This window comes from Rhizobium sp. P2_G9, assembly GCF_056403475.1.
This window is the reverse complement of sequence record NZ_JBFUFK010000053.1, coordinates 1-12,660: the sequence shown is the minus strand read 5'-3', so window position 1 is coordinate 12,660 and position 12,660 is coordinate 1. Positions and strand designations below refer to the sequence as shown.

Below are 12,660 nucleotides of genomic sequence, written 5' to 3'. Positions count from 1 at the left end.
CGCATAGCACAAGAGCAGATCAAGGAGGGCTGAATGCCTTACGATATCCGCGCCGCATTCCTCGGCCAGGCAAAGGCCTGCGACAGCCTGGGCTCGCCCTTCACCGCCCGTGTCTGCCGCCTGCTGGCCGAACGGCTCGAAGCCGACAATCCGGTAGGAACCACCATTCTCGGATGGGAAGGCGATCCCTCCCCCGCGGCCGATTCCGTGCCGTTGCGCATCGCCGGCTGTTTGCACGCACTCGTGCTGCAGGGCGGCGACGGTCTTCTTTCCGCCGCCTATCCACCATCCGAAAGCGATGACGATGCACTCTGGGCAGCCATCCGCCACGCTTTAACGGCGCATTCCGATTTCATCCTCGAACGCCTGAAATCGGCGCCGCAAACCAATGAGGTGCGCCGTTCGGGCGCGTTGCTGCCCGGTTTCCTGACACTCGCCGCCCGTTTCGGCAAGCCGCTGGTTCTGTCGGAAGTCGGCTCCAGCGCCGGCCTCAACCTGCAATGGGACCGCTATTTCTATCGCCTCGGTGAGGCGACCTGGGGCAACCCGGATTCGCCCGTCGTCATCGCCCCGGAATGGCGCGGCGCACCCCTGCCCTCCGCGTCCCTGACTGTCCAGGATCGCGCCGGCTGCGACCTCAACCCGGTCGATGCCGCCAACCCCGAGCACCGCCTGCGGATGCTCTCCTATATCTGGGCCGACCAGGCAGACCGCCTCGCCCGCACCCGTGCAGCCCTCGACCTTGCCGCCGCCCATGGCCTCAATATCGACCAGGCCGACGCCATCGACTGGTTGAAAACCCGGCTAGAGGTCATCCACCCCGGAGCGGTGCATGCGATCTTCAACACGATCGCCTGGCAATATCTGCCGAAGGCCTTGCAGGCTGAAGGTGAGCGGCTGATCGCCGAGGCTGGTGAAAGAGCAACTGAGGATGCGCCTCTGGCGCGCTTGCAGTTGGAGGCCGACGGCAAGCCGGAGGGCGCGTTGCTCACTCTGCAGATTTGGCCAACAGGAGAGAAGCAGGAAGTTGGCCGCAGCGATTTCCACGGCCGATGGGTGGATTGGAAGGGCTGGCAATAGCCCTATTTCGTCGCTTTATCATTCCCTTGATCTGGAAAAATATCCGGTTCGGGAGGTGGCAATTCGTTGTCTGTGCCCCACGAAGCCATCCATCGCTCGATGGCTTCCGACGAAATGAATATTCCCTTGTCCGCTTCGGCAATGGCAGCCGCAATTTCTCGCCGCTTATACTCTCGATTGTCGAGGAAAGTTTCGATCGCTTGCGCAGCCATCGCCGCAACTGAAACATCTTCGTCCCGCGCAACCTCTTCGAGTCGACGCTGCAGCTCCGGCTCAAGATGAAGAGGAAAGGGAACACTGGCCATCGAACAATCCACCATGCGCTATATCCACCAGGAATATAGCGCATGGTATCTGGTTCTCAAAGCTCAGAGATCGGCGTCTGCCGCACCCTCGGCCAGCATGCCGAAGCAATATTCGGCGAACGAGCGCCAGCATTCGACGCGATAAACATCTTGAGCCGTCCGGTAGAGGATGATCTCCATCTTGCCGAGCACGGTGCGGGCGCAGGCGCCGACCGGGAACGAGGCTTCCGAGAGATCATGCGGGCAGCCCGCGTTGATCGCGGCGGCCGCACCCGACCCGGTGACGAGGATGCCGACATTGCGGTGCGAGATATCGACCGCCGAATGCAGCACGCCGGAATTGCCGGCAAGGGCGACAAAATCGGTGCCGTCTGGCCCGATCAGGAACCATTCGTCCGGCCCGATCCACAGCACATGCCTGTCGTTGCTCGCAGACGAATGCTTCGGCTGCGTCGGCAGCGTGACGCCAAGCGCACTGGAGAGCGCACCGACCGCATCCGGCTTGGCGCGCAACGCGGCGCGGGCCGCCGCCGGCAGCAGGTCGATACGCACTGTAGCAGAACCTGCGGCAGCATGGGAGAGCGGCGATTTACGGACTGCTTCAGCCATTGATCCGGCCTCCTTCCTTGTCATAGAACACCATGTCGCAAACCTCGACCGGGATCACCCGGTCCGGCATCGGCACGTAAAGCGTCTGGCCCATTTTCGACCGTCCGCCGGCGACCAGCGCCAGTGCAATCGAATGGCCGAGATTTTCCGACCAATAGGACGAGGTGACGTGGCCGAGCATTTTCATCGGCTTCGGCTGGTTCGGATCGGCGACGATCTGCGCGCCTTCGTCAAGCACCACCTTCGGATCCTTGGTGCGCAGGCCGACGAGCTGCTTGCGGCCTTCGCGGACGATGTCCGGACGCTTCAGGCCGCGAATGCCGACAAAGTCAGCCTTCTTCTTGCCCACCGCCCAGGAAAGGCCGGCATCGTCGGGCGTGACCGTGCCGTCGGTATCCTGGCCGACGATGATATAGCCCTTCTCGGCGCGCAGGATGTGCATCGTCTCGGTGCCATAGGCGCAAGCGCCCAGGGGTCCCGCGCGCTCCCAGATCGCTTCCATCACCGACTGACCGTAATCAGCCGGCACGTTGACTTCGAAGCCGAGCTCGCCGGCAAAGGTCATGCGGAAGAGCCGCGTCGGCACGCCGGCGATCTTGCCTTCCACCACGCTCATATGCGGGAAAGCCTCGGCGGAGAGATCGATGCCTTCGAGCAGCGGCTCGATGATCTCGCGCGCCTTCGGGCCCTGCACGGCAATGACGGCCCACTGTTCCGTGGTCGAGGTCAGCCACACGTCGAGATGCGGGAATTCTGTCTGCAGATAGTCTTCCATGTGGTGCATGACGCGCGGCGCACCGCCCGTCGTCGTGGTCACATGGAAGCGATCCTCCGCCAGCCGGCCGACGACGCCGTCGTCATAGACGAAACCATCCTCGCGAAGCATGATACCATAGCGGCAACGGCCCGGTTTCAGGCTGTCCCAGCTATTGGTGTACATGAGGTTCATGAACTTGGCCGCATCCGGCCCGACGACCTCGATCTTGCCGAGCGTCGAAGCGTCGAACACGCCAGCAATGTTGCGCACCGTCGTGCATTCGCGATCGACGGCCTGGTGCATGTCCTCGCCCGGCTTGGCATAGAACCAGGCGCGCTTCCAGTTGCCGACATCCTCGAACACCGCTCCCTGCGCCACCGACCAGTTATGGATCGGCGTCTTGCGGGCCGGGTCGAACAGCGCACCGCGCGAATGGCTGACCAGCGTGCCGAAGGTCACCGGCGTATAGGGCGCGCGGAAGGTCGTTAGACCCACTTCAGGGATCGGCTTGCCGAGCGATTCTGCTGCGATCGCCAGGCCATGAACATTGGAGAGCTTGCCCTGGTCGGTCGCCATGCCGTTGGTGGTAAAGCGCTTGATATGCTCGATGGAATGCATGCCCTCGCGCACCGCAAGCCGGATATCCTTGGCGGTCACATCGTGCTGGAAGTCAACGAAGGCCTTGGCCGTCGTGTTATCCGGGCCGGCACCTTCAGCCGCACCCGCCATGCCACCGGTCCAGGCGAAAGGCTGGCTGGCAGAGATGGAGAGCGACACCGGCTTTTCACCACCGGTCGCCCGTGCCATCAGTTCGCCTGCGCCGATCGCCTCTTGAACGGCGGCCTCGATCGAGTCTGTGCCGTTGCAGGCGCCGACCGAGAAGCTGTTCTCGTGGTTGGTGCCGGGCAGGAAACGCTGGTTCTCGCCATCGAAGGCAAGCTTGCCGCGCGACTGCGAGAAGAGATGCACCGCAGGCGTCCAGCCGGAGGAGACGATCAGCGCGTCGACGGCGATCTTCTCGCCCTGGCGCATGCCCCGGCGGGCCACCTCGATCGACTTGATACGCAGGCTGCCGGACGTGCCGATGACAGCGGAGCCGGTCATGACATTGATGCCGAGAGAACGCGCCTTGGCGAGCACTTCCTCACCGGGCCGGTCGCGGCTGTCGACGATGACGGGAACCTGCACGCCGGCCGCCTTGAGATCGAAGGCTGCCTCATAGGCCGAATCATGCGCCGTGTAGACGCCGACCTTGGCGCCGATGACGACACCATAATGGTTGAGATAGGTACGCGCGGCCGACGCCAGCATGATGCCCGGCCGGTCATTGCCGTCAAACACCATATGCCGCTCGATGGCGCCGGTGGCGAGGATGACGCGCTTGGCGCGCACCTGCCAGAGCCGCTCGCGCGGCTGATGCTTGTCGGGATTGGCGAGATGGTCGGTGACGCGCTCGGCAAGGCCGAGGAAATTATGCTCATAATAACCGAACACCGTCGTACGGGTCAGCACCCGGACATTCGGCATGGCGGCGAGCTTGGCGCCCATCGCCTGCGCCCAGGCATAGCCGTCCTGGCCGTCGATGGTCACGCCGGCATCGAAGTGCAGCGCACCGCCCAAGGTCGGCCGCTCATCCGCGAGGATGACGCTGGCGCCGGCTTCGGCCGCGGCCAGCGCCGCAGCAATGCCGGCAATGCCGCCGCCAGCGACCAGCACGTCGCAATGCGCATAGCGGCCGGCATAGTGATCTGGATCGCCTTCCTTCGGCGCTTCGCCGAGGCCGGCCGCCTTGCGGATCTGCGGCTCATAGACGTTCTTCCAGGCCGACTTCGGCCACATGAAGGTCTTGTAATAGAAGCCGGCGGCGAAGAACGGCGACAGCAGATTGTTGACCGCACCGACATCGAAGGCCAGCGACGGCCAGCGGTTCTGCGACTTGACCTTCATGCCGTCGAACACTTCCTGCACCGTGGCGCGGACATTCGGCTGGGCGCGGGCGGCGTCGCGGGAAATATCGAACAGCGCATTCGGCTCTTCCGGACCGGCGGTCAGGATGCCACGCGGCCGATGATATTTGAATGAGCGGCCGGCGAGATGGATGCCGTTGGCGAGCAGCGCCGAGGCGACGGTGTCGCCTTCCAACGCGCCGAGCACACGGCCGTCATAGGTGAAGCGCGCCGTCTTGGCGGGCGTCAGCCGGCCCTTGCCGGCAATACGATTGGCTCCGCTCATTTTGCGCCTCCTGCAAGCCGGGCTTCGATGGTCGCCTCGTCAGGCCGCGGCTCTTCCTGCTTGTAGGTCATCACGAACTTGTCCGTCACGGTGTGGCGGATGGCGCGGAAGAATTTTCCGCAGCCATGGATATGCCGCCAGCGTTCGAAGATCAGGCCCTTGGGATTGTCACGCATGAAGAAATATTCGGCGAATTGCTCGTCGGAGATTTCGGTGATGTTCTGCGGGCGGTCGATATGCGCGTCGCCGGCGCCGCGGAACTCGAGTTCCGAACGGTCTTCCTGGCAATAGGGGCAAAAGATAAGCAGCATTGTCGGAGACCTCGTTCAGTGCGCCACGGCCGCAGCGGCGGCTTCGTCGATCAGCCGGCCGCTGGTGAAGCGGTCGAGCGTCAGGCCGGCGGCCAGCGGATGCGGTTCGTCCTTGGCGATCAGGTGGGCGAAGAGATGCGCCGAACCCGGCGTCGCCTTGAAGCCACCCGTGCCCCAGCCGCAATTGACATAGAGATGCTTGACCGGCGTCTTCGACTGGATTGCCGAACGGTCCGGCGTGTTGTCGGTGATACCGCCCCACTGGCGCATCATCTTCACCCGTCGGAAGATCGGGAAGATTTCGCAGATGGCATCCAGGGTGTGCGTGATGATCTGCAGGCCGCCCGTCTGCGAATAGGAGACATATTGGTCAGTGCCGGCGCCGATCACCAGTTCGCCCTTGTCTGACTGGGAGATATAGGCATGCACGGTGTTGGACATGACCACGCAGGGGAAGATCGGCTTCATCGGCTCGGAAACCAGTGCCTGCAGCGGATTGGAATGCAGCGGCACGCGCACGTCGGCCATCGCCATCAGCACGGTGTTGTGACCCGAGGCCGACACCGCCACCTTCTTGGCGCCGATAAAACCCTTGGACGTGTCGACGCCGGTGACCGCGCCATCGGGACCACGGCGAATGCCGGTGACTTCGCAATTCTGTATGACATGCACGCCGCGATCCGAAGCCGCGCGAGCATAGCCCCAGGCAACGGCATCGTGACGGGCCGTGCCGCCGCGACGCTGCAGCGCCGCGCCGTTGATCGGATAGCGGGCAGCGGCGGCGATATCGAGCGGCGGGCAATATTCCTTCGCCTGCTCCGGCGTCAGCCATTCATTGTCAATGCCGTAGAGACGGTTGGCATGGACATGGCGCATGAAGGTCTGGCGGTCATGCACCGTATGCGACAGCATCATCACGCCGCGCGGCGAATACATGACGTTGTAGTTCAGGTCCTGCGACAGATTCTCCCAGAGCTTCAGCGAATGCTCATAGATATCCATGCTCTCGTCATAGAGGTAATTCGAGCGGATGATCGTGGTGTTGCGGCCTGTATTGCCGCCGCCCAGCCAGCCCTTTTCGATCACCGCGATATTGGTGATGCCATGCTCCTTGGCGAGATAATAAGCGGCACCGAGGCCGTGGCCGCCGGCGCCGATGATGATGACATCATAGTCCTTGCGCGGCTCGGGCGAAGACCATTGCTTCTCCCAGCCTGTATGGCCACGCATGGCCTCGCGGGCGATGGCGAAAACTGAATATTTGCGCATCCGATGGAAGCTCCCTATCGTCAGGCGGTGCTGATGTCGTTGCAGGACCAAATCGCAAAAATACGACGTTGGCAACGTCCGTTTTGCGACGCTGCAAAGCGCGCCTCCGCCATGGCTATAAAGTCTGACATAGAGATATTTGCGACAGGGATGCAGCGGATTTGCATCAAAATATAAAGTCGGCACTGGACTTGGAGCGACGCTTCTGGTAGTGCGTTCCCTCAATCGCGTGACCTCCGGCCATGCGAAGGCAAACTTTGTTTTCCGGAATCTTCGCTATTCCGGCGCCAACTCGAGATAAGGAACGGGATTCACGTGCAGGTACTGGTTCGCGACAATAATGTTGATCAGGCGCTTCGCGCTCTCAAGAAGAAGATGCAGCGCGAAGGCATTTTCCGTGAAATGAAGATGCGCGATTACTACGAGAAGCCCTCTCAGAAGCGCGCCCGCGAAAAGGCGGAAGCCGTTCGCCGCGTCCGCAAGCTGGCTCGCAAGCGCGCCCAGCGCGAAGGCGGCATAGTCAGCGGCGGCCGTCCTGCTGCAGCCCGTTGATCTGCCGTCGTTCTGACGAAATCTGATAGATAAGTGGCGGGGGCGATTCGGTTCGCCACCGCCTTTTTGATTGAGTTTGGCTGTCCGCCGGGGCGGTTTGCGGGAAGACGATCGATCATGAACAAACGCACTGCAGATTGCCGGGGCAGCCTTTTCAACGGACGCGGGCTTGCCGCGATGCGCACGGGCCTCATTCTGCTGTCGCTTACCGGCTCCCTTGCAGCCTGCACCACCGACACCACCGATACGATTCGCATCAACAAGGCGCAGGGCGCGGAAGAGAACATCGCCTCGCTGACGGCCGTGATCAACGCCAACCCGTCGGATCCGGAAGGCTACAATACCCGTGGCTCCGCCTATGGCCGTGCCGGCGAATTCAGCGACGCGCTCGACGACTTCAACAAGGCGATCGAACTCAATCCGAAATTCTACCAGGCCTATGCCAATCGCGGCCTGATCGAACGCAATATGGGCAAGCCGGATCTGGCGCTGCAGGATTACACCACCGCGCTCAAGCTCAGCCCGCGCTACGACGTCGCCTTTATCGGTCGCGGCAATGTCTATCGCCAGGCCGGACAGCTCGACCAGGCGCTCGCCGACTATAATCAGGCGATCGGCCTCGACACGACCGATCCGCGCGCCTACCACAACCGTGGCCTGATCGAGCAGAAGAAGGGCAATCACGCCAAGGCGATCGAGGACTTCTCCTCCGCGATTTCGCTGTCGCCCAATTCGCCCGAGCCCTATAACGGCCGCGGCATCTCCTATCTGGCGACCGGCGACGACGATAACGCGTTCGCCGACTTCAACCACGCCATCGAACTCGACGGCACGCTGGCAGAATCCTGGGCCAACCAGGCGCTGGTCTACGAGCGCCGCAAGGACTTGAAGCGCGCCTACAAGTCCTACATGCATGCGATACAGCTCGACCCCAAATACCAGCCGGCGCGTGACGGCGTGGATCGCACGAGAAGTTCGGTCGTGGCGAATTAACCGCTTCTGATCCAATCGAAATCTCCGCTATGCTGCGCCCAGCAAGCGGAGATTCGACATGGCAAAGCCCAACATCATTGTCATTGGCGGCGGCATCATCGGCGCATCCATTGCCTGGCATCTGGCTCGACGTGGTGCGAAGATCACGGTCTGTTGCACCCAGCCAGGCGGTGTGGCGACGCCCAATTCCTTTGCCTGGATCAATGCCAGCTGGGGTAATCCGGAACCCTATTTCCATCTCAGGCGCCATGCCATGGCCGGCTGGCGGCGGCTGGCCGAATCCGTCCCCGGCATCGCGCCGCGCTGGAGCGGATCGATCTGCTACGACCTGCCGCCGGATGGGTTGGAAAATTTTGCAGCCGAGCACTCATCCTGGGGATACGGAATGGAGCGCGTCAGCCGCGCGCAGATCGCAGCGCTTGAGCCGCATATCGCCGAACCGCCGGAATGGGCGCTGAAGATCGACGAAGAGGGCATGATCGAGCCGGACGCTGCCGCCCGCGACCTGCTTGCCGATGCAGAAAGATTAGGCGCAACCCTGCTCGAAGGCGTCCATGTGAGCGCCCTCTCCGCCCGCAACGGCCGGGTCACCGGCATCGTCACCGACGCCGGTATCATAGACGCCGATGAAGTGATCGTCGCGGCCGGCGCCGCCACGCCGGAGCTTGCCGCATCCATCGGCGTCACGGTTCCCCTGACAGCGTCACCCGGCCTGTTGGTGGACACCAGGCCAGCTCCGCCGTTTATCCGGCACATCATCGTCGCACCCGGCATGGAAATGCGTCAGGCTGCCGATGGCCATATCGTTGCCTCAACGTCGTTCAACGGTACCGATCCCGGCGAGGATCCGGAAGCCACTGCGCACGCCGTTTATGACAACCTTGTCTCGCGGCTTTCCGACACAAGCGATCTCGCATACAACAGCTTCCGCATCGGCTTCCGCCCGATGCCGAAGGACGGCTTCCCGATAATCGGCCGCGCACCGGGTGTCGAAGGTCTCCACCTCGCCGTGACGCATTCAGGCATCACACTGGCGCCGGCGATCGGCGAATTTGCCGCCGATGAAGTCCTCGACGGTTCTTCGCAGCACCTGCTCGCACCTTATCGGCTTTCACGCTTCGGATAGATGCGGAGGAAGAGCAGCTTTTCCCTTGATATCTCGAAAGACGATTTGCCAATGTTCATCATATTCGCAGGCCTTCCCGGGGCAGGCAAAAGCACCATCTCGCGTCTACTGGCCGAACGCCTGGGAGCGATGTACCTCCGCATCGACACGATCGAACAGGCGATCCGCTCATCAGGCATTTTGCCTGCGGGACCAGATATCGGACCCGCAGGTTATATTGCGGCGTATCGAATCGCGGCCGACAATCTCCGGCCGGACCGCGTGGTGATCGCCGACTCGGTCAACCCATTGAAACTCACACGAGATGCCTATCGGCATGTCGCTGAACAGGCAGGCGTCGGCTTCCTGGAGGTCGAAGTCATCTGCTCCGACGTCGACAGGCATCGAGAACGGGTGGAAACCCGGCATACGGACGTGGAGGGACTGACAAAGCCGAGCTGGCAACAGGTCGAAGACCGTCACTACGAAACGTGGGATCGGCCGCATCTTGTACTGGACACGGCCGTCCTATCGGTCGATCAGAGCGTCGAGCGAATTATCTTCGCGCTCAATGCGCCATCGCCTTGACGATTTCCTCGGTGACCTTCTTGGCGTCGCCGAGCAGCATCATGGTGCCGTCCTTGTAGAACAGCGTGTTGTCGATGCCGGCATAACCGGAGCCGAGCGAGCGCTTGACGAACAGGCAGGTCTTGGCCTTGTCGACGTCGAGGATCGGCATGCCGTAGATCGGCGAAGACTTGTCGTCGCGCGCCGCCGGATTGGTGACGTCGTTGGCGCCGATGACATAGGCGACATCGGCCTGGGCGAATTCCGAATTGATGTCTTCGAGTTCGAACACATCGTCATAGGGCACGTTGGCTTCGGCAAGCAGCACGTTCATATGGCCCGGCATGCGGCCGGCCACCGGATGGATGGCATATTTGACCTCGACCCCGGCCTTCTTCAGCGTGTCGGCCATTTCCCTGAGCGCATGCTGCGCCTGCGCCACCGCCATGCCATAGCCCGGCACGATGATCACCTTGGACGCATTGGCCATCAGGTAGCCGGCATCCTCGGCCGAACCGAGCTTGACCGTCTTGTCGGAATTGTCCTGCGCCGGCCCACCCGTCTCGCCGCCGAAGCCGCCAAGGATGACCGAGATGAACGAGCGGTTCATGCCCTTGCACATGATGTAGCTGAGGATCGCGCCCGACGAACCAACCAGGGCGCCGGTGATGATCAGCGCCAGGTTGCCGAGCGTGAAACCGATGCCGGCAGCCGCCCAGCCGGAATAGGAGTTGAGCATCGAGACGACGACCGGCATGTCGGCGCCGCCGATCGGGATGATCAGCAGCACGCCGAAGGCAAGCGCCAGAAGCACGATCAACCAGAACACCACATGGCTTTCGGTGACGACCAGCACGCCGACGAGAATGATGATCGCGGCAAAGATCGCGGCATTGATCACATGCCGCATCGGCAGCATGATCGGCTTGCCCGACATGCGGCCATCAAGCTTGAGGAAGGCGATGACCGAACCGGTGAAGGTGATGGCGCCGATGGCGACGCCGATCGACATTTCCACCAGCGCCTGGGCATGGATGGAACCGACATCGCCAATGCCGAACGAGGCCGGTGCATAGAGCGCGCCTGCCGCCACCAGCACCGCGGCGAGGCCGACCAGCGAGTGGAAGCCGGCAACCAGCTGCGGCATCGCGGTCATGGCGATGCGCCGGGCGATCACCGCACCGATGCCGCCGCCGATGGCCAAGCCAAGTATGATCAGGCCGAAGGCGGGTAGCGACGGCTTGGCCAGCGCCAGCGTGGTGAGAATGGCGATCCCCATGCCGACCATGCCATAGGTATTGCCCTTGCGGCTGGTCGAGGGATGCGACAGACCCCTGAGCGCCATGATGAACAGCACGCCGGAGACGAGATAGAGGAAGGCTGCGAAACTGACATTCATCGGTGCCGCCTCACTTGTCTTTTTTCTTGTACATGGCGAGCATGCGCTGGGTGACCAGGAAGCCGCCAAAGATGTTGATCGAGGCCAGGATCAGCGCCACGAAGCCGAAGCCGGTGGCCCAGCCCGACAGCGACAGACCAACCGCCAGCAGCGCGCCGACAACGATCACCGAGGAGATCGCATTGGTCACCGCCATCAGCGGCGTATGCAGCGCCGGGGTCACCGACCAGACCACATAATAGCCGACGAAGATGGCGAGCACGAAGATCGCCAGGCGGAAGACGAAGGGATCGATGACGCCGCCGGAGAGCGCATGCGCGGCATCGGCGATCGACGGCTGGGTGGCGACCGCGTCATGGACGGCGGCGACGGCCTTGTCGAGGTTCTGGAGGGCGGTATTTACGCTATCGTTTGCCATTTCAGCCCTCCTTGGCCGGAGCCGGTGCCCCGCCAAAATTCGGATGCACCACCGCTCCGCCATGGGTGAGCATGGTGGCCTTGACGAGTTCGTCGTCGAGCTTCAGCGCCAGCTCCTTCGTCTCCTTGGAAATCATCGTCTCCAGGAAGGTGACGAGGTTCTTGGCATAGAGCGCCGAGGCAGAGGCGGCGATGCGGCCGGCAACGTTGAGATAGCCGATCACCTTGACGCCCTCGACATCGGCGATTTCTCCGGCCACCGCGCCTTCGATATTGCCGCCACGCTCGACGGCGAGATCGACGGCGATCGAGCCGGGCTTCATCGATTTGAGCATATCGCGGCTCACCAGCTTTGGCGCCGGCCGGCCGGGGATCAGCGCCGTGGTGATGACGATGTCCTGCTTGGCGATATGCTCGGCAACCAGTGCGGCCTGCTTGGCCTGGTATTCCGCCGACATCGGCTTGGCATAGCCGGCGGCGGTTTCGGCGGCTTTGAATTCCTCATCCTCGACGGCGATGAATTTGGCGCCCAGCGAGGCGACCTGTTCCTTGGCGGCGGGACGGACATCGGTGGCCGAGACCACGGCGCCCAGACGACGGGCGGTGGCGATCGCCTGCAGGCCGGCAACGCCGGCGCCCATGACGAACACTTTCGCGGCCGGCACGGTGCCGGCGGCGGTCATCATCATCGGCATCGCCCGGTCATAGATCTCGGCTGCGTCGATCACCGCCTGGTAGCCGGCAAGATTGGCTTGCGAGGAGAGCACGTCCATCGACTGCGCCCGGGTGATGCGCGGCATCAGTTCCATGGCAAACGCGGTCAGTCCGGCCGAGGCCATGTCGGCGATCGCAGCTTCGTTGCCATAGGGATCCATGATGGCGATGACGATCGCGCCGGATTTATAACCACGAATCTCGTCGGCGGTGGGGCGGCGGACCTTGAGCACGACATCGGCCAAAGTGGCGTCGGCAATCAGGCCGATCCGTGCGCCGACCTTCTCATATTCGCCATCCGGAATGCGCGACAGCGCGCCGGCACCCGCCTCGATCACAACGTCGAGGCC

The 12,660-nt window shown here is 62.7% G+C and carries 13 protein-coding genes; 5 read left to right on the top strand and 8 right to left on the bottom strand.

The features are described 5' to 3' along the window. Nucleotides 1-33: 33 nt before the first annotated feature. Nucleotides 34-1,080 carry a DUF2332 domain-containing protein gene (locus AC1DYF_RS33230; protein WP_477882228.1) on the top strand — a complete coding sequence of 349 codons (1,047 nt, stop codon included), beginning with the start codon at nt 34-36 and terminating at the stop codon, nt 1,078-1,080. A 2-nt stretch (nt 1,081-1,082) separates the two neighbouring features. Here AC1DYF_RS33230 and AC1DYF_RS33225 read toward each other — a convergent pair whose 3' ends face one another. The 5 genes from AC1DYF_RS33225 to AC1DYF_RS33205 all read right to left on the bottom strand — a co-directional run bounded on the left by AC1DYF_RS33225 (nt 1,083) and on the right by AC1DYF_RS33205 (nt 6,563). Then, nucleotides 1,083-1,385 carry a ribbon-helix-helix domain-containing protein gene (locus AC1DYF_RS33225; RefSeq protein ID WP_477882226.1) on the bottom strand — a complete coding sequence of 101 codons (303 nt, stop codon included), beginning with the start codon at nt 1,383-1,385 and terminating at the stop codon, nt 1,083-1,085. Nucleotides 1,386-1,448: 63 nt separating this feature from the next. Further along, on the bottom strand, nt 1,449-1,994 hold the full coding sequence (locus AC1DYF_RS33220; protein ID WP_477882224.1) for a sarcosine oxidase subunit gamma: 546 nt from the start codon (nt 1,992-1,994) through the stop codon (nt 1,449-1,451). Continuing rightward, complete coding sequence (locus AC1DYF_RS33215; protein WP_477882222.1) at nt 1,987-4,983, bottom strand: sarcosine oxidase subunit alpha; 2,997 nt, start codon at nt 4,981-4,983, stop codon at nt 1,987-1,989. Before AC1DYF_RS33215 ends, AC1DYF_RS33220 begins: the two co-directional genes overlap by 8 nt. Then, nucleotides 4,980-5,294 (bottom strand): sarcosine oxidase subunit delta, encoded by a 315-nt coding sequence (locus AC1DYF_RS33210; RefSeq protein WP_477882220.1) that lies wholly within the window; start codon nt 5,292-5,294, stop codon nt 4,980-4,982. The genes AC1DYF_RS33215 and AC1DYF_RS33210 overlap by 4 nt, the downstream gene beginning before the upstream one ends. 15 nt (nt 5,295-5,309) lie before the next feature. Beyond that, nucleotides 5,310-6,563, bottom strand: coding sequence for a sarcosine oxidase subunit beta family protein (locus AC1DYF_RS33205; protein ID WP_477882218.1), 1,254 nt, complete (start codon nt 6,561-6,563; stop codon nt 5,310-5,312). A gap of 297 nt (nt 6,564-6,860) precedes the next feature. Between AC1DYF_RS33205 and rpsU the strand changes: the two genes are divergently transcribed. The 4 genes from rpsU to AC1DYF_RS33185 all read left to right on the top strand — a co-directional run bounded on the left by rpsU (nt 6,861) and on the right by AC1DYF_RS33185 (nt 9,801). After that, nucleotides 6,861-7,115: a 30S ribosomal protein S21 gene (gene rpsU / locus AC1DYF_RS33200; RefSeq protein ID WP_477882284.1), complete on the top strand. Its 255-nt coding sequence runs from the start codon at nt 6,861-6,863 to the stop codon at nt 7,113-7,115. Between the two features lie 117 nt (nt 7,116-7,232). After that, on the top strand, nt 7,233-8,108 hold the full coding sequence (locus tag AC1DYF_RS33195) for a tetratricopeptide repeat protein (protein WP_477882216.1): 876 nt from the start codon (nt 7,233-7,235) through the stop codon (nt 8,106-8,108). 58 nt (nt 8,109-8,166) lie between these two features. Continuing rightward, nucleotides 8,167-9,234, top strand: a complete 1,068-nt coding sequence (locus AC1DYF_RS33190) for an NAD(P)/FAD-dependent oxidoreductase (RefSeq protein ID WP_477882214.1) — start codon at nt 8,167-8,169, stop codon at nt 9,232-9,234. A gap of 51 nt (nt 9,235-9,285) precedes the next feature. Beyond that, on the top strand, nt 9,286-9,801 hold the full coding sequence (locus tag AC1DYF_RS33185) for a P-loop nucleotide/nucleoside kinase family protein (protein ID WP_477882212.1): 516 nt from the start codon (nt 9,286-9,288) through the stop codon (nt 9,799-9,801). Here AC1DYF_RS33185 and AC1DYF_RS33180 read toward each other — a convergent pair. The 3 genes from AC1DYF_RS33180 to AC1DYF_RS33170 form a co-directional block, all read right to left on the bottom strand. Beyond that, entirely contained in the window at nt 9,782-11,179 is a 1,398-nt protein-coding gene (locus AC1DYF_RS33180; RefSeq protein WP_477882210.1) for an NAD(P)(+) transhydrogenase (Re/Si-specific) subunit beta, read from the bottom strand. The genes AC1DYF_RS33185 and AC1DYF_RS33180 overlap by 20 nt on opposite strands. A gap of 10 nt (nt 11,180-11,189) precedes the next feature. Continuing rightward, nucleotides 11,190-11,597 (bottom strand): proton-translocating transhydrogenase family protein, encoded by a 408-nt coding sequence (locus AC1DYF_RS33175; RefSeq protein ID WP_477882208.1) that lies wholly within the window; start codon nt 11,595-11,597, stop codon nt 11,190-11,192. 1 nt (nt 11,598) lies between these two features. Next, on the bottom strand, nt 11,599-12,660 hold a 1,062-nt coding region (locus AC1DYF_RS33170), incomplete at its 5' end, for an NAD(P) transhydrogenase subunit alpha (protein WP_477882206.1).

What these genes read in the sequence shown, in the direction of transcription:
- AC1DYF_RS33230 (WP_477882228.1), top strand. Translation starts at nt 34, where the DNA reads ATGCCTTACGATATCCGCGCCGCATTCCTCGGCCAGGCAAAGGCCTGC.
- AC1DYF_RS33225 (WP_477882226.1), bottom strand. Translation starts at nt 1,385, where the DNA reads ATGGCCAGTGTTCCCTTTCCTCTTCATCTTGAGCCGGAGCTGCAGCGT.
- AC1DYF_RS33220 (WP_477882224.1), bottom strand. Translation starts at nt 1,994, where the DNA reads ATGGCTGAAGCAGTCCGTAAATCGCCGCTCTCCCATGCTGCCGCAGGT.
- AC1DYF_RS33215 (WP_477882222.1), bottom strand. Translation starts at nt 4,983, where the DNA reads ATGAGCGGAGCCAATCGTATTGCCGGCAAGGGCCGGCTGACGCCCGCC.
- AC1DYF_RS33210 (WP_477882220.1), bottom strand. Translation starts at nt 5,294, where the DNA reads ATGCTGCTTATCTTTTGCCCCTATTGCCAGGAAGACCGTTCGGAACTC.
- AC1DYF_RS33205 (WP_477882218.1), bottom strand. Translation starts at nt 6,563, where the DNA reads ATGCGCAAATATTCAGTTTTCGCCATCGCCCGCGAGGCCATGCGTGGC.
- AC1DYF_RS33195 (WP_477882216.1), top strand. Translation starts at nt 7,233, where the DNA reads ATGAACAAACGCACTGCAGATTGCCGGGGCAGCCTTTTCAACGGACGC.
- AC1DYF_RS33190 (WP_477882214.1), top strand. Translation starts at nt 8,167, where the DNA reads ATGGCAAAGCCCAACATCATTGTCATTGGCGGCGGCATCATCGGCGCA.
- AC1DYF_RS33185 (WP_477882212.1), top strand. Translation starts at nt 9,286, where the DNA reads ATGTTCATCATATTCGCAGGCCTTCCCGGGGCAGGCAAAAGCACCATC.
- AC1DYF_RS33180 (WP_477882210.1), bottom strand. Translation starts at nt 11,179, where the DNA reads ATGAATGTCAGTTTCGCAGCCTTCCTCTATCTCGTCTCCGGCGTGCTG.
- AC1DYF_RS33175 (WP_477882208.1), bottom strand. Translation starts at nt 11,597, where the DNA reads ATGGCAAACGATAGCGTAAATACCGCCCTCCAGAACCTCGACAAGGCC.